Below are 18,664 nucleotides of genomic sequence, written 5' to 3' on the forward strand. Positions count from 1 at the left end.
ACCGCGGGCAAAAAAAACCCCGGACTTCTTATGGGGAGGGGGAAGTTCCGGGGTTCAAGTTCCGGACCGCTAGGGCGGGGTCCAGATATCTGCCAACACTTAACACAACATTAGGAGCATCGAAGGGCTTCACCACCCATTCAGTAACTCTGAGTGGCGATTCCGACGATTAGTTCAGAATTTTTTAAAAAGCCTTTGGAATAGGCCTTCGAATTTTCCGAACTAAGCGCCCTTCGGTCTTTCTGCCGCGGCACTATGCCGCAGCGGAAAACACTTTTTTCAGACGGTTCAGTGAGCCTCATCCCAGTTATTTCCTACGCCAACCTCTACCAGCAACGGCACATCAAGCTTCGCTGCGTCGCTCATGTGCACGCGAATTTCATCGCGGACCTGATCGACCAAATCCTCACGCACTTCCAGAACTAATTCATCGTGCACCTGCAGGATGACTTTGGCGTCGAGGCCTGACGCTGTCAGCCAGCTGTCCACGGCAATCATGGCTTTCTTTATGATGTCCGCCGCAGTGCCTTGCATCGGGGCGTTGATCGCCGTGCGTTCGGCACCTTTTCGCAGTGCCGGGTTTTTCGCGTTGATTTCCGGCAGGTACAGGCGACGACCGAAGATGGTTTCGACGAAACCTTGTTCGGCGGCCTGGGCGCGGGTGCGCTCCATGTATTCCAGCACGCCTGGGTAACGGGCGAAGTAACGGTCGATGTAGGCCTGGGATTGCTTGCGATCAACACCAATCTGTTTGGCCAGGCCAAACGCGCTCATTCCGTAGATCAAACCGAAGTTGATCGCCTTGGCGCTGCGCCGTTGGTCGGTGGTGACGTCTGCCAGTTCAACCCCGAAGACTTCCGCGGCGGTGGCTTTGTGCACGTCCAGATTGTTGCGGAACGCGTGCAGCAAACCTTCATCCTTGGCTAGGTGAGCCATGATTCGCAATTCGATTTGCGAATAGTCTGCTGCCAGCAGCTTGTAGCCTTTGGGGGCGACGAACGCCTGACGAATCCGCCGCCCTTCAGCGGTGCGGATCGGAATGTTCTGCAGGTTCGGGTCACTGGACGACAAGCGCCCGGTTGCCGCGACGGCCTGATGGTAAGAGGTATGAATTCGCCCGGTGCGCGGGTTGATCTGCTCTGGTAGACGATCGGTGTAGGTGCTTTTCAGCTTGCTCATCGAGCGGTACTGCATCAGCACTTTGGGCAGCGGGAAATCCTGTTCGGCCAGTTCCGCCAGCACGGCTTCGGCGGTAGACGCCTGGCCCTTGGCGGTTTTGCTGAGGATTGGCAGGCCGAGCTTTTCGTACAGGATCACGCCCAATTGCTTCGGTGAGCCGAGGTTGAATTCTTCCCCGGCAATGGCGAACGCCTCACGCTCGAGGGCGACCATTTTCTCGCCCAGCTCAACGCTCTGAATGCCCAGCAGGTTGGCATCGACCAGCGCGCCTTGGCGTTCGATCCGCGCCAGCACCGGCACTAACGGCATTTCGATTTCGCTCAGGACCTTGCTCAGGCTCGGGATGGCGTTGAGTTTTTCCAGCAGGGTTTGATGCAGGCGCAGCGTTACGTCGGCGTCTTCGGCGGCGTAAGGTCCGGCCAGTTCCAGGGAGATTTGGTCAAATGTCAGCTGTTTGGCGCCTTTGCCGGCGATGTCCTGAAAACCGGTGGTGGTGTGATTCAGGTACTTGAGCGCCAGGCTGTCCATGTCGTGGCGGGTCGCGGTGGAGTCCAGCACGTAGGATTCGAGCATCGTGTCGAAAGCGACGCCTTGCACGGTGATGCCACAACTCTGATCGCCACCGATGGCACAGTTGGCCAGGATGTTCATGTCGAACTTGGCGTGCTGTCCGACCTTGAGTTTGCTCGGGTCTTCCAGGATTGGCTTCAGCGCGCGCAGCACGGTGTCGCGATCGAGCTGATCCGGCACACCCATGTAGGAATGAGTCAGCGGGATGTAGGCCGCTTCGTTGGCTTGTACAGCGAAAGACAGGCCCACCAGTTGCGCCTGCTGCGCATCGATGCCGGTGGTTTCGGTGTCGAAGGCAATCAGCTTGGCGTCGTTGAGCTTCTTCAGCCACAGGTCGAAATCAGCCTGGGTGAGGATCGTTGTGTAGTTGAGTTCGGTGCCGACAGCCGCTTCTTCAGCCACCGGCGCGACGACTTCCTGGCCGGAACGCTTGGCGTCGCGCTGGTTCTCTTCGAACCAGCTCTTGAACTCCAGCAAGGTGTAGAGCTCGGCGAGCTTGTCGTGATCCGGCTTGCCCATTCGCAGGTCGTCGAGGCCGATATCCAGCGGCACGTCGATCTTGATGGTTGCCAACTGATAGGAGAGAAAGGCCATCTCCTTGTGTTCTTCGAGCTTGGCGGGCAGGGTTTTAGCCCCGCGAATCGGCAAGGTCGGGACGATGTCGAGCTGCGCATAGAGCTCGGTCAGGCCGCCGTTCACACCGATCAACAGGCCGGAAGCAGTCTTCGGGCCAATGCCCGGAACGCCCGGAATGTTGTCGGAAGAATCGCCCATGAGTGCCAGGTAATCGATGATCTGCTCGGGAGCGACGCCGAATTTCTCCTTCACGCCTTCCACGTCCAGCGCGCTACCGGTCATGGTATTGACCAAGGTAATGTGGCCGTCGACCAGCTGTGCCATGTCCTTATCGCCAGTGGAGATCACCACCGGGCGGTCGGCCGCCGCACTGCTGCGGGCCAGGGTGCCGATCACGTCATCGGCTTCGACGCCTTCGACGCACAACAATGGAAAGCCCAAGGCGATCACGCTCTGGTGCAGCGGCTCGATCTGAACCCGCATGTCGTCGGGCATGCTCGGGCGGTTGGCCTTGTATTCGGCGAACATCTCGTCGCGGAATGTCCCGCCCTTGGCGTCGAACACCACAGCGAACGGACTGTCCGGATACTGCTTGCGCAGACTCTTGAGCATGTTCAATACGCCCTTGACCGCACCGGTCGGCAGACCTTTGGACGTGGTCAGTGGTGGGAGGGCATGAAAGGCGCGGTACAGGTAAGAAGAACCGTCCACCAGGACGAGGGGGGCTTGGCTCATGAGCAGGATCAACCTTTTCGGCGGGTCCGGCGCTAGAATAGCGGGACCGTTGACGACAAAGGGACAAGGTTATCATGCGCACACTAAATCGCCTGTTGCTGGCTGGCTTGTTTGTAACCGTTCCGTTGGCCGTCATGGCGGCGGACGATGCACCGACACCAGAGCCGGAAGTCACTATCCGCACGGAAGGGGATAAAACCATCCAGGAGTACCGTCAAAACGGTTTCCTGTATGCAATCAAGGTCACACCGAAGGGCGCACCGCCGTATTTCCTGGTGCGCGCGGACGGGACCGATGCAAATTTCATCCGCTCGGATCAGCCGGATATGCTGATTCCGTCGTGGAAGATCTTTGAGTGGAAGTAGTTTCTTAATTTCAATCGGCGCTGGCTCAAGCAGCGGCGCCCGTACTGGCAGTTCAAACATGTCTGTGTTCACCCCGCTGGCTCGGCCCGAGCTGGAAACCTTTCTCGCCCCTTACGGGCTCGGCCGCCTGCTTGATTTCCAGGGGATTGCCGCCGGTAGCGAAAACACCAATTTCTTCATCAGCCTGGAGCAGGGCGAATTTGTCCTGACCCTGGTTGAGCGCGGTCCGGTTCAGGAGATGCCGTTCTTCATTGAACTGCTCGATGTGCTGCATGACGCCGACCTGCCCGTGCCTTATGCCTTGCGCACCACCGATGGCGTCGCCTTGCGCGAACTGGCCGGCAAACCTGCGCTGTTGCAGCCACGTCTGGCCGGCAAGCACATCAAGGAAGCCAATGCGCAGCATTGCGCTCAAGTGGGCGAGTTGCTCGGCCATCTGCATCTGGCGACCCAGGCCAACATGATCAAGCGCAAGACCGATCGCGGCCTGGACTGGATGCTGGAAGAGGGCACGCAGTTGCTGTCGCACCTCAATGCCGAGCAAAGCGATCTGCTGCAACGGGCGCTGGACGAGATCACACAGCAAAAGACGAAAATTCTGGCGCTGCCACGAGCCAATATCCACGCCGACCTGTTCCGCGATAACGCGATGTTCGAAGGCACGCACCTGACCGGGTTGATCGACTTCTACAACGCGTGTTCGGGGCCAATGCTCTACGACGTGGCGATCGCCTTGAACGACTGGTGTTCGGACGAGAGCGGGTTGATCGACGGGCCGCGGGCGAGGGCGTTGCTTGGCGCTTATGCAGCGCTGCGACCGTTCACGGCGGCCGAGGCGGAATTGTGGCCGACCATGCTCCGAGTGGCGTGTGTGCGGTTCTGGTTGTCGCGGTTGATCGCCGCCGAGTCGTTTGCCGGGCAGGACGTGTTGATTCACGATCCGATGGAATTTCAGCAGCGTCTGGCGCAGCGGCAGAAGGTCAGCACGCCGCTGCCGTTCGCGCTTTAAATTGTGGTGAGGGGGCTTGCCCTCGTCGGGTTGCGAAGCAGCCCCGCTTAATGAATTTGCAGGGGAGCGCTTCGCGCTCCAACGGGGGCAAGCCCCCTCGCCACAGGTCTACGGGACGCTTACAACGACTCCAGACACCCCGCCAAATCATTCCCCAATTTCTCCAGCACCTGCTCATACCCCTGGGCGGTCGCTGGCGTGTAACCGCCCAGCGCGTCCAGTTCCGCCAGCTTCACCGGCAGACCCGCCACCAGGGTTTCCGCCAGGCGCGGGCGCAGAGGCGGTTCGCTGAACACGCAGGTTTTGCCGACTTCCTGTAATCGAGTGCGCATCGCCGCGACGTGCTGGGCACCGGGCTGGACCTCGGCGGCGACGCTGAATACGCCGGCATGCTTGAGGCCGTAGGCGTCTTCAAAGTAGTCGAAGGCCTCGTGGAATACGAAGTACGGTTTGCCCGCGATGCCGGCCAGGCGCGCCTTCAAGCGAAGATCCATGGCGTCCAGGCGCTCATCGAACGCCTTGAGGTTGCTCTGATAACGCGCGGCATTGGCCGGATCGGCTGCACTCAAATCAGCGGCCATTTTTGTGGCAATGACACGGGCGTTGACCGGCGAAAGCCACAAGTGCGCGTCCAGGCTGCCGGGACGGTGATCGTGATCATGCTCGTCGGCTTCATCGGCGTGTGAGTGGCTTTCTTCGGCGAAATGTCGCAGTTTCAGGCCCGACAGATCCTGCACGGCGACGCTGGGCAACGTACGACCATTCAGCACGCGGGGCAGGAAACCTTCCATGCTCGGACCGATCCAGTAGACCAGATCCACCGATTGCACCTTCCGTACGTCGGATGGGCGCAAGGCATAGTTATGAGGCGAGGCACCGGGCGGCAGCAAGACTTCCGGAATCGCCACGCCGTCCTGCACCGCCGCGGCGATCAGCTGTAGAGGCTTGATACTGGTGAGAACTTTGACTTCGGCATGAGCTGAACCGATCAGCAGAAAACTGGCGACAAATGCGACAAAGATAGAAAAAAGTCGGGACACGATGACCACTCGAAGAGGCGAGAACGGGTAACATAATAACGTCTCTCACAAAACTCGTCGCCGCTCATGCCTAAAACACCGATTGCCAGCCGTCCCCACGACCACTCTCATTGCGTCCATAGCGCATTGTCTGAGGCCGATGTCCTGTGCGCACGTCAAGGCCTGCGCCTGACCGCCTTGCGCCGACGGGTGCTGGAACTGGTCTGGCAAAGCCACAAACCGTTGGGTGCCTACGACATTCTCGCCGTACTCAGCGAGCAGGATGGCCGCCGTGCGGCGCCGCCCACTGTGTACCGTGCGCTGGACTTCCTGCTGGAAAACGGCCTGGTACACCGCATCTCCTCGCTGAACGCCTTTGTCGGCTGCAATCACCCGGGACACGCTCACCAAGGCCAGTTCCTGATTTGCCGCGAATGCCACGCCGCCATCGAGCTCGAACAGAAATCCATCAGCGACGCGATCATCAGTAGCGCCAAGGATGTCGGATTTGTCGTTGAAGGCCAGACTGTTGAAGTGGTCGGCCTCTGTTCGGGTTGCCAGGGGGTTTGATGAGCAACGCGCTGATCCGCCTCGAGCAGGTTGCCGTCACCTTTGCCGGGCAAAACGTGCTGGATAACATCGAGCTGAGCGTCGAGCCCGGGCAGATCGTCACCCTGATCGGCCCTAACGGCGCCGGCAAGACCACGCTGGTTCGCGCTGTACTTGGTCTGTTGAAACCGGACAGTGGCAGCGTGTGGCGCAAGCCGAAACTGCGAGTTGGTTACATGCCGCAAAAACTTCACGTCGATCCGACGCTGCCGCTGTCGGTGCTGCGCTTCTTGCGTCTGGTGCCGGGCGTGGACCGCGCAATGGCCTTGGCGGCACTCAAGGAAGTCGGCGCCGAACAGGTGATCGACAGCCCGGTGCAAAGTGTTTCCGGCGGCGAAATGCAGCGGGTGCTGCTGGCCCGGGCACTGCTGCGCGAGCCGGAACTGCTGGTGCTCGACGAACCTGTGCAAGGCGTCGATGTGGCCGGACAGGCCGAGCTCTACAGCCTGATCACGCGATTGCGCGACCGTCACGGCTGCGGCGTGTTGATGGTGTCTCACGATCTGCACCTGGTAATGAGTACCACCGACCAGGTGGTCTGCCTCAACCATCACGTCTGCTGCTCCGGTCATCCCGAGCAAGTCAGCAGTGATCCGGCTTTCGTCGAGCTGTTCGGAAAGAACGCACAAAGCCTGGCGATTTATCACCACCATCACGACCACGCCCATGACTTGCATGGCTCGGTGGTCAGCGCCGTCCCATCGGCCTCTACCCACGTTCACGGAGATAGCTGCAAGCATGGCTGATTTTCTGCTCTACGCCCTGCTTGCAGGCCTGGCCCTGGCGTTGGTCGCGGGCCCTCTGGGTTCGTTCGTGGTCTGGCGGCGCATGGCCTATTTCGGCGACACCCTTTCCCATGCCGCACTGCTCGGCGTGGCGCTGGGTTTTCTGCTGGATGTCAGCCCGACCGTGGCGGTCACCGTAGGCTGTTTGCTGCTGGCGGTGTTGCTGGTGACCTTGCAACAGCGCCAACCGCTGGCGTCTGACACGCTTTTGGGAATTCTCGCACCGAGCACGCTCTCTTTGGGCCTGGTCGTACTAAGCTTCATGCACGAAGTGCGGATCGACCTGATGGCTTATCTGTTCGGCGACTTGCTGGCGATCAGCCCGACCGATCTGGCCTGGATACTCGGCGGCAGCACGGCCGTTCTGGCGTTGCTGGTGATGTTGTGGCGGCCATTGCTGGCCATCACGGTGCATGAAGAGCTGGCCAGGGTTGAAGGCCTGCCGGTGGCGGCGTTGCGTTTGACCCTGATGTTGCTGATCGCCGTGGTGATCGCGGTGGCGATGAAAATCGTCGGGGTGTTGTTGATTACGTCATTGCTGATCATCCCGGCGGCTGCGGCACAACGTCACGCCCGGTCACCGGAGCAGATGGCGCTGGGCGCGAGCCTGCTGGGTATGCTCGCGGTCTGTGGCGGGCTGGCGTTGTCATGGTTCAAGGACACCCCGGCGGGCCCATCGATTGTTGTGACGGCCGCCGCACTGTTTCTGCTGAGTTTTGTCCTGCCCCGTCGAGGGGTGTAGACTTGCTCGTTTTTTGCGCAAATAGAGAGTCGCAGGAATGAAGCTGTTCCCCTCCCGTTATCTGCTCCTTGTCGCATTTTCATTGCTACTGGGCGCTTGTCAAAGCACGCCACCGGCGGCCCCCGAGGCTAGCGGTGCACGGGCCACGGCCATCGCACAGCTGCAACAAAGCCTGGCCAGCAGCGAACTGGCGACTGCCGAAGATCAATTGGCGGCCTTGCAGGCCGAGTCGCCCAATGATCCATCCCTTGAGCAATACCAGCGGCAACTGGCCGAAGCCTATCTGCACCGCAGTCGGATCGTGCTGCAAAAAGGTGATGTGAATGCCGCTGCCACGGCGTTAAGCCGTGCTCGGGCGTTGATGCCCAAGGCTCCGGCGCTGACCGGTGGGGTCAACAATGCCATTGTTGATGCCCGCAAAGCTGAACTCGATAGAGCCGAAGCTGCGCTCATGGCTGCCGAAGCCAAGCCACAGGCCAAGGTTATTGATCCGACGGCTGAAAGCACCACGGTAGCGTTGAACCTGACGGATATGACCAAGCTTCGTCGCCAACTGGATGCGATCGCCGCCGATGTGGTGAATTACCAGTGCGATGTGAGCATTCAGGCGCCACGCACCCAGGACTTCCCTTGGTTGACCACGTTGCTGACCAAACGCGTGAAGAAGCTCGATTCGGATTTTGATCTGAATCTGGAGAAGCAGATTTTGCGCAATGTGCCGGCGCAGATGGTTTTGAGTCCGCGTAAACCCTAAAAGCATCGCGGGTAAGCCCGCTCCCACAATGGATCGGCGGTGATCACAAGTCTGTGATCAACCACATACCCTGTGGGAGCGGGCTTGCCCGCGATGGCGTCCTGACTACCGATACAAAACCTTAAGCCGGAATCGCCTTGGCTTTCGGCTCCCTGTCCCACACCCGATGCTGCCCGATCGCGGCAAAAAACGGTTTGATCAACTTCGCATCCGTGCCCACGATCAACCCCGCATCAGCCTCGAGCTTCAACACATCCAGCAACTGTTTGGCCTCGCCCTGCAGCGCAATCGCTTTCAAGTGCTTGTACGCCTCCAGCACGTAATGCAGCGCCACGCCGTCAGTGCTCAACGCCTTGATCGACGCCGCGCCACCGGGCACAAACACCGCATCAAACGCCACCGACGGCAAGCCTTCCATCGACGCATCGACCGGCAATGCCTTGCCATCGGCGGTGGTCACAGGCGCAGACGTCGGGCCGAGCAGTTTGGCGTGGGCACCTTCGACCGTCAGCGCTTTCTTCATGGCATCAATCGCCGCACCATCGACGCCATTGGCTGCCAGGATGGCCACTTTGCGGGTTTTTATGTCCGCCGGCAGCAAGTTGGCCTGACTCAGGGCCGGCGAGCGCTCCGGTGAGGTTTTGCGTACTTCGACGGTCCCGGCTTTGGGCGCTGGCAACCCCAGGTTCTGCGCCACGCGTTTGGCCAGATCCAGATCGATGTTGGCCAGAATCTCATTCACCTGACGCGCGCGGATGAACTCCCGCTCGACCTTGCCCAACTCGAAGCTGTAAGCCGAGATGATGTGCTCTTGCTCGTGCTTGCTCATGCTGTGGAAAAACAGCCGCGCCTGGGAGAAGTGGTCGCTGAACGATTCGCTGCGCTGACGGATCTTGTTGGCGTCAATGCGCTCTGGATAACTTTCGAAACCGCCATCTTGTGCTGCCGGCGGCGTTTCTTTCGGCCAGCCGCTATCAATGGAGTTCGGCTCGTAAGACGCGCGGCCCTTGTCGATGGTGGAGCGATGCAACGCGTCCCGTTGACCATTGTGGAACGGTGCCACCGGACGGTTGATCGGGATCTCGTGAAAGTTCGGTCCACCGAGTCGGCTGATTTGCGTATCGGTGTAGGAAAATAGCCGACCTTGCAGCAATGGATCGTTGGAAAAGTCGATTCCCGGCACGATATGTCCAGGGCAGAAGGCGACCTGTTCGGTTTCGGCAAAGAAGTTGTCGGGGTTACGGTTGAGGGTCATTTTGCCCAGTGGGGTGATCGGCACCAGTTCTTCCGGGATCAGCTTGGTCGGGTCGAGGATGTCGAAGTCGAATGTATGTTCGTTCTCCTCCTCGATGATCTGTACGCCCAGTTCCCATTGCGGGTAGTCGCCCATCTCGATCGACTCCCAGAGATCGCGGCGGTGGTAATCGGTGTCTTTACCGGCGAGTTTCTGCGCTTCATCCCACACCAGCGAACAGGTCCCGGCAGTGGGGCGCCAGTGGAATTTGACGAAGCGCGATTTACCTTCGGCATTGATGAGGCGGAAGGTGTGCACGCCGAACCCTTGCATGCTGCGCAGGCTTTTCGGGATCGCCCGGTCGGACATGGTCCAGATCACCATGTGCGCCGACTCCGGCACCAGAGAGACAAAATCCCAAAAGGTATCGTGAGCCGAGCCACCGGTAGGGATCTCATTGTGCGGCTCGGGTTTTACCGCATGCACGAAGTCCGGAAACTTGATCGCATCCTGAATGAAAAACACCGGCATGTTGTTGCCCACCAGGTCGAAGTTGCCTTCGTCGGTGAAAAACTTCACCGCGAAACCTCGTACGTCCCGCACGGTATCGCCCGACCCACGAGGGCCCTGCACCGTGGAGAAACGGACGAAGACCGGGGTTTTTTGGCTTGGGTCTTGTAGGAACCCGGCCTTGGTCAGCACGGAATGGGTTTCATAGCTCTGGAAGTAACCGTGAGCACCGGTGCCGCGGGCATGGACGATGCGCTCGGGAATGCGCTCATGGTCAAAATGCGTGATCTTTTCACGCATGATGAAGTCTTCCAGCAATGATGGCCCGCGGGCGCCGGCCTTCAACGTGTTCTGGTTGTCCGAGATTTTCACGCCCTGGTTGGTGCGCAGGGCCTGATCAGTGGCGTCGGAACGAAATTGCTCCAGGCTGTCGAGCTTGGCATTGGTGTTCCCGCGGTCCGGGGTATCGGTCCCGGCCAGTGCGCTTTTGGTTGCGGCAGGTTTTTTAATACTCATCAGACAAAACTCCTCGTTGCGATTCCCGCCGTAGCCAGGATTCTTGAGCAATACCCCAGGCACGGACCGGGGGCGTTTTCGAGTTGCCTAATTAGTGACTGATGTCGTTTTGCGCCGTTCCTTTTTTCTAACCTTTGATCGCGTTATTGCCAAATGGAAGGTTGAATACGGAATAAATGCTAATAACCTCTATACGGACAGGCTAAAATGCGCGCCCGGCTAACCGCTGATCCTTTTCCAACGCGCCCCACAAGGTTCGCTACGTGATCGAGTTTCAAAACGTCCACAAAACCTACCGCGTCGCCGGTAAGGATATTCCCGCCCTGCATCCGACCAGTCTGACGATTGAGAACGGTCAGGTCTTTGGCCTGATCGGCCATTCCGGCGCGGGAAAAAGTACCCTGCTGCGTCTGATCAATCGCCTGGAAGAGTCCAGTGGCGGCAAGATATTGGTCGACGGCGAAGAAGTCACCGCGCTCGATGCCAACAGCCTGCGGCGCTTTCGTCAGCAGGTCGGGATGATCTTCCAGCACTTCAACTTGCTGGCGTCCAAGACCGTGGCCGACAACGTCGCGCTGCCGCTGACCCTGGCCGGCGAAATGTCCCGCAGCGAGATCGACCAGCGTGTGGCCGAATTGCTGAAACGAGTCGGCCTGTCCGACCACGCCAGGAAGTACCCGGCGCAGTTGTCCGGCGGCCAGAAGCAACGCGTCGGCATTGCCCGCGCCCTGGCGACCAAGCCGAAAATCCTGCTGTGCGACGAAGCCACCAGCGCACTGGACCCGCAGACCACGGCGTCGGTCCTGCAATTGCTGGCCGAGATCAATCGCGAGCTGAAGCTGACCATCGTGTTGATCACCCACGAGATGGACGTGATTCGCCGCGTCTGCGACCAGGTTGCGGTGATGGACGCTGGCGTGATCGTCGAGCAAGGTTCGGTGGCTGAGGTGTTCCTGCATCCGAAGCACCCGACCACCAAGCGCTTCGTGCAAGAAGACGAGCAGATCGACGAAAGCGAACAGCGCGACGACTTTGCTCATGTTCCAGGGCGTATCGTGCGTCTGACCTTCCAGGGCGAATCGACCTACGCACCATTGCTAGGCACTGTCGCTCGCGAAACGGGTGTGGACTACAGCATCCTGGCCGGTCGTATCGACCGCATCAAAGACGTGCCCTACGGGCAGTTGACCCTGGCTGTTACCGGTGGCGACATGGAAGCGGCATTCGCCCACTTCACTGCAGCTGACGTCCACATGGAGGTGCTGCGCTGATGGAAGTCCTGACAAGTTTCTTCGTCAATATCGACTGGTACGAAATCTGGCTGGCCACCGGCGATACCTTTCTGATGCTCTTCGGTTCGCTGCTGTTCACCGTTTTGCTCGGCTTGCCGCTGGGCGTGCTGTTGTTCCTCTGCAGCCCGCGTCAGTTGCTGGAAGCCAGGGGCGTCTACGCGATGCTGTCGCTGGTGGTGAACATCCTGCGTTCGCTGCCGTTCATCATTCTGCTGATCGTGATGATTCCGTTCACGGTGTTGATCACCGGTACGTCCCTCGGTGTCGCCGGTGCGATCCCGCCGCTGGTGGTGGGCGCTACGCCATTCTTCGCGCGGCTGGTGGAAACCGCCCTGCGTGAAGTGGATCGCGGCATCATCGAGGCGACCCAGGCCATGGGCGCGACGACCCGGCAGATCATCACCAATGCCTTGCTGCCGGAAGCCCGCCCAGGCATCTTCGCGGCGATTACGGTGACAGCCATTACACTGGTGTCCTACACGGCGATGGCGGGTGTCGTCGGCGCGGGTGGTTTGGGCGACCTGGCGATCCGTTTCGGTTACCAGCGTTTCCAGCCTGATGTGATGGTCGTGACGGTGATGTTGCTGCTGGTGATCGTTCAGGTGCTGCAAACCGTTGGCGACAAGTTGGTTGTACATTTTTCCAGGAAATAAACAGTTCTCGTAAATGACAATTGAGCCGGCCATTCGCTGGCAGGCGCCGAATTCAGGCGCCTCAAAAGGAGTTAGCTGAATGAAAAAACTACTCGTCGCGTTCGCTGCCGTTGCAGCCTTTTCCGCTCACGCTGCCGATACCCTGACTGTCGCGGCGACCCCGGTCCCGCACGCAGAAATCCTCGAATTCGTGAAACCGGCCCTGGCCAAGGAAGGCGTGGACCTGAAGGTCAAAGTCTTCACCGACTACATCCAGCCGAATGTGCAGGTGGCGGAAAAACGTCTGGACGCCAACTTCTTCCAGCACCAGCCGTACCTCGATGAATTCAACAAGGCCAAGGGCACCAATCTGGTGGCCGTTGCTGGCGTGCACCTGGAACCGCTGGGCGCTTACTCCAGCAAGCACAAAGCGCTGACCGAGCTGCCAGGCGGCGCCAACGTGGTGATCCCGAACGACGCCACCAACGGCGGCCGTGCGCTGTTGCTGCTGGCGAAGGCTGGCCTGATCAAGTTGAAGGATTCGAATAACATCCTCGCGACCGTGAAGGACATCACCGAGAACACCAAGGACCTGAAATTCCGTGAACTGGAGGCCGCGACCATCCCGCGCGTGCTGACCCAGGTCGACCTGGCCCTGATCAACACCAACTACGCGCTGGAAGCCAAGCTTGATCCGTCCAAGGACGCGCTGGTCATCGAAGGCAGCGACTCGCCTTACGTGAACATCCTCGTTGCTCGTCCGGACGACAAGGACAGCGCCGCTATGCAGAAACTGGTTGCTGCCTTGCACAGCCCGGAAGTGAAAGCCTTCATCCTTGAGAAGTACAAAGGCGCGGTAGTGCCGGCGTTCTGAATTAACCCGCTACAACCGATCGTTCCCACGCTCTGCGTGGGAATGCAGCCAGGGACGCTCTGCGTCCCAAGAGCGGACGCAGAGCATCCGGTGAGGCATTCCCACGCGGAGCGTGGGAACGATCAGATACAAAAAACCGCAGCCATGGGCTGCGGTTTTTTTTGGCTTGTCGATTTATTTGCGGTTAAGCATCACCGGCAACTGCTCTACCAGTTTCACGTTGTTCAACGGCGCCCGAACGAACCCACGCTGCGTCCCGTCCGGCCCGATCACCGCCAGGTTGCCGCTGTGGTCGACGGTGTAGTTCGGCTTGCTGGTATCCGCCGGAATGAACGGAATGCTCACCGCATTGGCCAGTTTCTGGATGTCTTCCACCGACGAAGCCGTCAGCCCCTGGAACTGTGGATCGAAGTAGCCCAGGTACTGCTTGAGCTGCTGGGGCGTGTCGCGATTGGGGTCGACGCTGACCAGAATGATCTGCAACTTGGCCACAGCCTCTGGCGGCAGCTCGCTTTTGATCTGACGTAGCTGGGCGAGGGTGGTCGGGCAGATGTCGGGGCAGAAGGTGTAGCCGAAGAACAGCAGCGACCATTTGTCTTTCAGCTCGTTGACCGCCACTGGCTTGCCGTTTTGATCGGTCATGGTGACGGTCGGCAGGTTGCGGCTTTGCGGTAGCAGAATGATCCCGGCATCGATCAGGGCCGTCGGATCGCCCTCGCCTTTGCCGGACAGCACTTTGTTGATGGTCAGGCCCAGGACCAGCGCGATCAGGGCGACGAGGATGAAGACGGTTTTCTGGGTTCGAGTCATAGGTTCAACAGTAAGTAGTGGTCTACGAGCAGGGCGATAAACAGCAGGAACAAGTAGTAAATAGAGTACTTGAAGGTGTTGATCGCCGCGTGCGGCCGAGTGCCACGGTACAGCACCACGGCCCATTGCAGAAACCTCGCGCCCAGTCCCAGCGCGCAAATCAGGTAGAGCACGCCGCTCATGTGGATCACGTACGGCATCAAGCTCACGGCCAGCAGCGCGAAGGTATAAAGCAGGATGTGGACCTTGGTGTAGTGCTCACCATGGGTCACCGGCAGCATCGGGATGTCGGCCTTGGCGTATTCCTCTTTGCGGTGAATGGCCAGGGCCCAGAAGTGCGGCGGGGTCCAGGCGAAGATGATCAGCACCAACAGCAACGGCTCGGCGCTGACATGCCCGGTGGCGGCGGTCCAGCCGAGCAGGGGCGGGGCGGCGCCGGCCAGGCCTCCGATGACGATGTTTTGCGGCGTCGCGCGTTTCAGGAAACCGGTGTAGACCACCGCATAGCCGAGCAGCGAGGCCAGGGTCAGCCACGCCGTCAGCGGATTGGTGAAGATCAGCAGTACGGCTTGCCCAAGCACCGCCAATACCAAGGCAAACGTCAGCGCGGCCGCAGGCGACACCCGGCCTTCGGCCAGGGGACGTTTGTGCGTGCGGGCCATGACCGCATCGATGCGCCGGTCCACCACATGGTTGACCGCCGCTGCACCACCGGCACACAGCGCGATCCCCAGATTGCCGAACACCAGCACCGTCCACGGCACCCCGGCGCGAGTCGCGAGGAACATGCCGACCAGCGAGGTGATGAGCATCAGCACCACCACTTTCGGCTTGGTCAGCTCCAGATAGTCACGCCAGATCGCCTGACTGTGACGTGCGCCGATCAGAGTCGCCATGGCATCTCTCCTTTTATTGTTATGGGCCCGGCTGAGTGTTTGCGCGGGCTGAACCGCCAGCGCGCAGGGGGTTGCTGCTTGACCCGAACCAGACTGGTTCGCGCGTGATAATTGACCAGCACCATCGTCAGCAACAGTGCCGCGCCGCCCGCGTTGTGCGCGACGGCCACTGGCAGCGGCAGGTGAAACAGCACGTTGCTGATGCCAAGGGTGATTTGTGCAGCGAGGGCAATCAGCACCAACCCGGCCAACCGCGTCATGCCGACGACTTTCAGTTGCCAGGCCAACCCCAGCAACACCAGGGTTACCAGCAATGCACCGATGCGGTGAGTCAGATGAATCGCCGTACGCGCATCGCTGTCCAGTTGCCCTCCGAGGTAATTGGGACCGATGTGTTGACTCAGATGAAAGCCGTTGGCGAAGTCTGCGGGCGGCAGCCATTGCCCATGACAGGTCGGGAAGTCGATACAGGCCACCGCCGCGTAGTTGGAACTGACCCAGCCACCCAAGGCAATTTGCAGGATCACCAGCAGCAACCCGGCAGTCGCCCAGTACTGCAAACGTCGGGGCACGGTCAGCGCTGGCAGTACGCCGGACAGGCGCAACGTCAGCAAAAACAACAGGCTCAACGTCGCAAAGCCGCCGAGCAAATGCCCGGTGACCACTTGCGGCCAGAGCTTGAGCGTCACCGTCCACATGCCGAATGCCGCTTGGGCAATCACCACCGCCAGCAAAAACAACGGCAACTTCACCGGCTGCCCCGGGTGACGACGATGAACCCAGGCGCGACCCGCCAGCACCGAGATCAGCAGCCCCAACGTGCCGGCGAAGTAGCGGTGAACCATCTCGTTCCAGCCCTTATGGGCTTCCACGGGAGCGTCGGGAAAATGCAGTTCGGCATGGGCCAATTGAACTTCGCTTTGCGGCACGCTGATAAAGCCATAGCAACCCGGCCAGTCCGGGCAGCCGAGGCCGGCGTGGGTCAGGCGGGTGTAGGCCCCGAGCAACACCACAATCAGTGCCAGCAAGGTGGCAAACAGCGCGAGGCGAAATCCAGGTTTGGCCATGACGATGCCCTTATCCGATGTTCGACAGTTTCAGCAAATGGCGCAGGTCGTTGAGCAGATCCTTGCCTTTCACCGTCGGGTCGTAGCGCAGCACCAGATTGCCGTGAGGGTCGATGATCCACAGCTGCGGCACAGCCTTCTCGCCGGCAGTTTTGTGGAACTCGGTCAGGCTCAGTGGATAGCGCTGCAATTGAGGATACTCGCGCGTCAACTTGGCGTCGTATTCACTGCTCAGCGGTTGCGCCATGGCCAAGGCATGACTGGCGCGCCCGGCATCACGGCCGAGGCCGATCTGGATCTGCCGGGCCAGGTACACCAGTTGCTGGCAGTCCACCGAGCACTCCTTGGGCGCGGTCACCAGTATCTGCCAACGATCCTCCTGCGCCTGTACGCCGAGGTCGGCGCGGGTCTGGCCGTTGCCGATGAGTTCGCCGTGATAGCTGCGACCTTCCGGCACCCAGAACTGCAATTTGTACATGCCGGTGGCGAGGATCATCGGACCGATCACCCCAAGCAGGATCAGCAGCAACTGCAATCGCCCCTTGCGCCGACTCACCGGCGATTTCGCTTCAGACATGCTGGGTGGATTCATGGCCGCTCCCATGGTGTTTCTCCTTTGCGTTGTGCCAGCCGAGATAGAGATAGAGGCCGAACAGGGCGATCGACATGGCGAACCACTGCACGGCATAAGCCAGGTGTTTTTCCGGTCCCATGGCGACTACCGGCCAGTCAGCCTGGTAAGTCGCGGGAGCGCTTTCTGCGCGTAATTCGTAGGCAAAACCTTCACGATTCAGCGCCGTCCAGAGCCTGGCCGGTTCGACTGCGGTGATCAGTTGTGGCCAGGTCGTGGTGTTCGGGTCGGCGTGCAACTGGAAGGTAGCGCCGGGGGAGACGTAGACCCAGGCAACGAGACTCAAGGCCTGAGTCGGCGTGGTGAATTGCGGTGGGATGCGGCGATCCGGCCACGGCAGCCAGCCGCGATTGACCAGCAGCCAAAGCCCGGTCGCCTGATCCTGAAACGGCTGCAGCAGTTCGACGCCAACCTTGCCGTCGCGCTGACGGTTATCCAGCAACAGGCTGTGGGCGGCATCGAACTGGCCGTGCAGGTGAACCCGGCGGAAGGCCGGATCTGCGGCGTGTTGCAGTTCGGTGCTGGCCATCGGTTCGGCGGCGCGGCGCTCGGCGTAGCTTTGCAGCAGCGCACTTTTCTCTGCGCCCCGGCTCAATTGCCAGAACCCGAGTGACACCAGCATGGGCAACAACACCGCGACCACCAGGGTCGGCACGATGCCCGGCCGGAAACGCTTCATGGCGTCGCCAGAAAGTCGGTAGTCGCGATAGCTATACTCAAGTGCATCGCCTTTCCCCCGGAGTTTCACCATGCTCAAAGCAGCCATCGTCCTGATGCTGATTGCCACGGTTGTCAGCCTGTTCAGCGGCCTGTTTTTTCTGGTCAAGGACGACAGCAGCTCGAACCGCCTCGTCATTGCCTTGAGTGTTCGTGTTGCGCTGGCCGCCATTACCGTCGGCTTGATTGCCTGGGGTTTTTTCAGCGGCCAACTGGTGTCGCACGTACCTTGGTAAGCCTCAGAGCACGTAGACGAAAACGAAAAGACCGATCCACACCACGTCTACGAAGTGCCAGTACCAACTCGCCGCTTCAAACGCGAACTGATGGTCGGCATCGAAGTGCCCGCGCATGACCCGCATCAACATCACAAACAGGATGATGGTGCCGATGGTCACGTGGGCGCCGTGGAAACCGGTGAGCATGAAGAAGGTCGCGCCGTAGATGCCCGAACCGAGCGTCAGGCCCAGTTCGTGGTACGCGTGTATGTATTCTTCGGCCTGAAAACCAAGGAACGCGCAGCCCAGTAGCACGGTGAGCGCCAGCCAGATTTTCAGCGCGCCGCGATGGCCCTTTTTCAAGGCGTGGTGAGCGATGGTCACGGTGACGCTGGAACTCACCAGCAAGACGGTGTTGAGCAACGGCAGGCCCCAGGGACTGATGACGTCCTTGGGCGGCGGAAACAGTTTCGAATCAGGGTTGTTCAGCAACGGCCAGACGAACTCGAAATTAGGCCAGAGCATATGAGCGAGGCCTTTGGCCCCTTCACCCCCGAGCGCCGGGCCGGAAATGGCTCTGACATAAAACAGCGCGCCGAAGAACGCGATGAAGAACATCACCTCCGAGAAGATGAACCAGCTCATGCCCCAGCGGAACGAGCGATCCATCTGTGCGCTGTACAAGCCCTGGCGGCTTTCCTTGATGACCGTGCCAAACCAGCCGAACAGCATGTACGCCAGCAGCAGGCCACCGACGAAAAAGATCAGCGGGCCGTGGGACTCCGGCCGCGCCGCCTTCAGGTCGTTGAACCAGGTGGCCAGGCCGAACACGGTGACGAACATACCGATCGTGGCAATGATCGGCCATTTGCTCTGTGCCGGAACGTAATAATGCTCATGAGTTGCCATTTATTGTTCTCCTTA

19 protein-coding genes are annotated in these 18,664 nt (G+C 60.0%); 10 read left to right on the forward strand and 9 right to left on the reverse strand.

The features are described from left to right. Positions 1–288 precede the first annotated feature (288 nt). On the reverse strand, positions 289–3,060 hold the full coding sequence (polA, locus tag AC3WP4_RS19860) for a DNA polymerase I (protein ID WP_102615794.1): 2,772 nt from the start codon (positions 3,058–3,060) through the stop codon (positions 289–291). Between the two features lie 74 nt (positions 3,061–3,134). Between polA and AC3WP4_RS19865 the strand changes: the two genes are divergently transcribed. Both AC3WP4_RS19865 and AC3WP4_RS19870 read left to right on the forward strand, forming a co-directional pair. After that, the gene (locus tag AC3WP4_RS19865) at positions 3,135–3,425 is read left to right on the forward strand and encodes a DUF2782 domain-containing protein (protein ID WP_074872303.1); all 291 of its coding nucleotides are present in this window, start codon (positions 3,135–3,137) and stop codon (positions 3,423–3,425) included. A 58-nt stretch (positions 3,426–3,483) separates the two neighbouring features. Further along, positions 3,484–4,434, forward strand: coding sequence for a homoserine kinase (locus tag AC3WP4_RS19870; protein ID WP_046044879.1), 951 nt, complete (start codon positions 3,484–3,486; stop codon positions 4,432–4,434). A gap of 119 nt (positions 4,435–4,553) precedes the next feature. On the opposite strand, the gene AC3WP4_RS19875 is transcribed toward AC3WP4_RS19870, so the two are convergent. Then, positions 4,554–5,474, reverse strand: a complete 921-nt coding sequence (locus AC3WP4_RS19875) for a zinc ABC transporter substrate-binding protein ZnuA (RefSeq protein ID WP_102615795.1) — start codon at positions 5,472–5,474, stop codon at positions 4,554–4,556. 66 nt (positions 5,475–5,540) lie between these two features. On the opposite strand from AC3WP4_RS19875, the gene zur reads away from it, so the two are divergent. Genes zur through AC3WP4_RS19895 form a run of 4 tightly spaced genes read left to right on the forward strand, consistent with a single transcriptional unit; the run spans position 5,541 to position 8,343 of the window. Beyond that, on the forward strand, positions 5,541–6,023 hold the full coding sequence (gene zur, locus AC3WP4_RS19880) for a zinc uptake transcriptional repressor Zur (RefSeq protein ID WP_074872304.1): 483 nt from the start codon (positions 5,541–5,543) through the stop codon (positions 6,021–6,023). After that, positions 6,023–6,808 (forward strand): zinc ABC transporter ATP-binding protein ZnuC, encoded by a 786-nt coding sequence (gene znuC / locus AC3WP4_RS19885; protein WP_102615796.1) that lies wholly within the window; start codon positions 6,023–6,025, stop codon positions 6,806–6,808. Before zur ends, znuC begins: the two co-directional genes overlap by 1 nt. Continuing rightward, positions 6,801–7,589, forward strand: coding sequence for a zinc ABC transporter permease subunit ZnuB (znuB, locus tag AC3WP4_RS19890; RefSeq protein WP_102615797.1), 789 nt, complete (start codon positions 6,801–6,803; stop codon positions 7,587–7,589). The genes znuC and znuB overlap by 8 nt, the downstream gene beginning before the upstream one ends. Before the next feature lie 37 nt (positions 7,590–7,626). Next, positions 7,627–8,343 (forward strand): PA5502 family lipoprotein, encoded by a 717-nt coding sequence (locus AC3WP4_RS19895; RefSeq protein WP_076029139.1) that lies wholly within the window; start codon positions 7,627–7,629, stop codon positions 8,341–8,343. Between the two features lie 121 nt (positions 8,344–8,464). Here the strand turns inward: AC3WP4_RS19895 and katE are convergent, their stop codons facing one another. Beyond that, on the reverse strand, positions 8,465–10,603 hold the full coding sequence (katE, locus tag AC3WP4_RS19900) for a catalase HPII (protein WP_102615798.1): 2,139 nt from the start codon (positions 10,601–10,603) through the stop codon (positions 8,465–8,467). Between the two features lie 263 nt (positions 10,604–10,866). Here katE and AC3WP4_RS19905 point away from each other — a divergent pair, with 263 nt between their 5' ends. The 3 genes from AC3WP4_RS19905 to AC3WP4_RS19915 all read left to right on the forward strand — a co-directional run bounded on the left by AC3WP4_RS19905 (position 10,867) and on the right by AC3WP4_RS19915 (position 13,401). Then, on the forward strand, positions 10,867–11,874 hold the full coding sequence (locus AC3WP4_RS19905) for a methionine ABC transporter ATP-binding protein (protein ID WP_074872312.1): 1,008 nt from the start codon (positions 10,867–10,869) through the stop codon (positions 11,872–11,874). Further along, positions 11,874–12,548 carry a methionine ABC transporter permease gene (locus AC3WP4_RS19910; RefSeq protein ID WP_074872313.1) on the forward strand — a complete coding sequence of 225 codons (675 nt, stop codon included), beginning with the start codon at positions 11,874–11,876 and terminating at the stop codon, positions 12,546–12,548. The genes AC3WP4_RS19905 and AC3WP4_RS19910 overlap by 1 nt, the downstream gene beginning before the upstream one ends. 79 nt (positions 12,549–12,627) lie before the next feature. Next, entirely contained in the window at positions 12,628–13,401 is a 774-nt protein-coding gene (locus AC3WP4_RS19915) for a MetQ/NlpA family ABC transporter substrate-binding protein (protein ID WP_102615799.1), read from the forward strand. 174 nt (positions 13,402–13,575) lie between these two features. On the opposite strand, the gene AC3WP4_RS19920 is transcribed toward AC3WP4_RS19915, so the two are convergent. Genes AC3WP4_RS19920 through AC3WP4_RS19940 form a run of 5 tightly spaced genes read right to left on the reverse strand, consistent with a single transcriptional unit; the run spans position 13,576 to position 17,484 of the window. Beyond that, positions 13,576–14,211: an SCO family protein gene (locus AC3WP4_RS19920; RefSeq protein ID WP_102615800.1), complete on the reverse strand. Its 636-nt coding sequence runs from the start codon at positions 14,209–14,211 to the stop codon at positions 13,576–13,578. Continuing rightward, a complete protein-coding gene (gene cyoE, locus AC3WP4_RS19925) occupies positions 14,208–15,107 on the reverse strand; it encodes a heme o synthase (protein WP_076029134.1) in 900 nt (299 codons plus the stop codon). Before cyoE ends, AC3WP4_RS19920 begins: the two co-directional genes overlap by 4 nt. Next, complete coding sequence (locus AC3WP4_RS19930; protein WP_102615801.1) at positions 15,095–16,174, reverse strand: COX15/CtaA family protein; 1,080 nt, start codon at positions 16,172–16,174, stop codon at positions 15,095–15,097. The genes cyoE and AC3WP4_RS19930 overlap by 13 nt, the downstream gene beginning before the upstream one ends. 10 nt (positions 16,175–16,184) lie before the next feature. Next, positions 16,185–16,778, reverse strand: a complete 594-nt coding sequence (locus AC3WP4_RS19935) for a PA_0111/PP_0108 family redox-active disulfide protein (protein WP_102615802.1) — start codon at positions 16,776–16,778, stop codon at positions 16,185–16,187. Continuing rightward, positions 16,744–17,484 (reverse strand): SURF1 family protein, encoded by a 741-nt coding sequence (locus tag AC3WP4_RS19940; protein ID WP_102615803.1) that lies wholly within the window; start codon positions 17,482–17,484, stop codon positions 16,744–16,746. Before AC3WP4_RS19940 ends, AC3WP4_RS19935 begins: the two co-directional genes overlap by 35 nt. 70 nt (positions 17,485–17,554) lie before the next feature. Between AC3WP4_RS19940 and AC3WP4_RS19945 the strand changes: the two genes are divergently transcribed. Next, positions 17,555–17,758 (forward strand): twin transmembrane helix small protein, encoded by a 204-nt coding sequence (locus AC3WP4_RS19945; protein WP_008152470.1) that lies wholly within the window; start codon positions 17,555–17,557, stop codon positions 17,756–17,758. A 3-nt stretch (positions 17,759–17,761) separates the two neighbouring features. Here the strand turns inward: AC3WP4_RS19945 and AC3WP4_RS19950 are convergent, their stop codons facing one another. Further along, on the reverse strand, positions 17,762–18,649 hold the full coding sequence (locus tag AC3WP4_RS19950) for a cytochrome c oxidase subunit 3 (protein ID WP_074872326.1): 888 nt from the start codon (positions 18,647–18,649) through the stop codon (positions 17,762–17,764). Positions 18,650–18,664 lie beyond the last annotated feature (15 nt).

The sequence above is a fragment of the Pseudomonas sp. FW305-20 genome, assembly GCF_058788075.1.

Coding starts and splice junctions, on each gene's coding strand:
- polA (WP_102615794.1), bottom strand. CDS start 3,060: ATGAGCCAAGCCCCCCTCGTCCTGGTGGACGGTTCTTCTTACCTGTAC.
- AC3WP4_RS19865 (WP_074872303.1), top strand. CDS start 3,135: ATGCGCACACTAAATCGCCTGTTGCTGGCTGGCTTGTTTGTAACCGTT.
- zur (WP_074872304.1), top strand. CDS start 5,541: ATGCCTAAAACACCGATTGCCAGCCGTCCCCACGACCACTCTCATTGC.
- AC3WP4_RS19945 (WP_008152470.1), top strand. CDS start 17,555: ATGCTCAAAGCAGCCATCGTCCTGATGCTGATTGCCACGGTTGTCAGC.
- cyoE (WP_076029134.1), bottom strand. CDS start 15,107: ATGGCGACTCTGATCGGCGCACGTCACAGTCAGGCGATCTGGCGTGAC.
- AC3WP4_RS19935 (WP_102615802.1), bottom strand. CDS start 16,778: ATGGGAGCGGCCATGAATCCACCCAGCATGTCTGAAGCGAAATCGCCG.
- AC3WP4_RS19895 (WP_076029139.1), top strand. CDS start 7,627: ATGAAGCTGTTCCCCTCCCGTTATCTGCTCCTTGTCGCATTTTCATTG.
- AC3WP4_RS19940 (WP_102615803.1), bottom strand. CDS start 17,484: ATGAAGCGTTTCCGGCCGGGCATCGTGCCGACCCTGGTGGTCGCGGTG.
- AC3WP4_RS19915 (WP_102615799.1), top strand. CDS start 12,628: ATGAAAAAACTACTCGTCGCGTTCGCTGCCGTTGCAGCCTTTTCCGCT.
- AC3WP4_RS19870 (WP_046044879.1), top strand. CDS start 3,484: ATGTCTGTGTTCACCCCGCTGGCTCGGCCCGAGCTGGAAACCTTTCTC.
- AC3WP4_RS19910 (WP_074872313.1), top strand. CDS start 11,874: ATGGAAGTCCTGACAAGTTTCTTCGTCAATATCGACTGGTACGAAATC.
- AC3WP4_RS19920 (WP_102615800.1), bottom strand. CDS start 14,211: ATGACTCGAACCCAGAAAACCGTCTTCATCCTCGTCGCCCTGATCGCG.
- znuB (WP_102615797.1), top strand. CDS start 6,801: ATGGCTGATTTTCTGCTCTACGCCCTGCTTGCAGGCCTGGCCCTGGCG.
- AC3WP4_RS19930 (WP_102615801.1), bottom strand. CDS start 16,174: ATGGCCAAACCTGGATTTCGCCTCGCGCTGTTTGCCACCTTGCTGGCA.
- znuC (WP_102615796.1), top strand. CDS start 6,023: ATGAGCAACGCGCTGATCCGCCTCGAGCAGGTTGCCGTCACCTTTGCC.
- katE (WP_102615798.1), bottom strand. CDS start 10,603: ATGAGTATTAAAAAACCTGCCGCAACCAAAAGCGCACTGGCCGGGACC.
- AC3WP4_RS19950 (WP_074872326.1), bottom strand. CDS start 18,649: ATGGCAACTCATGAGCATTATTACGTTCCGGCACAGAGCAAATGGCCG.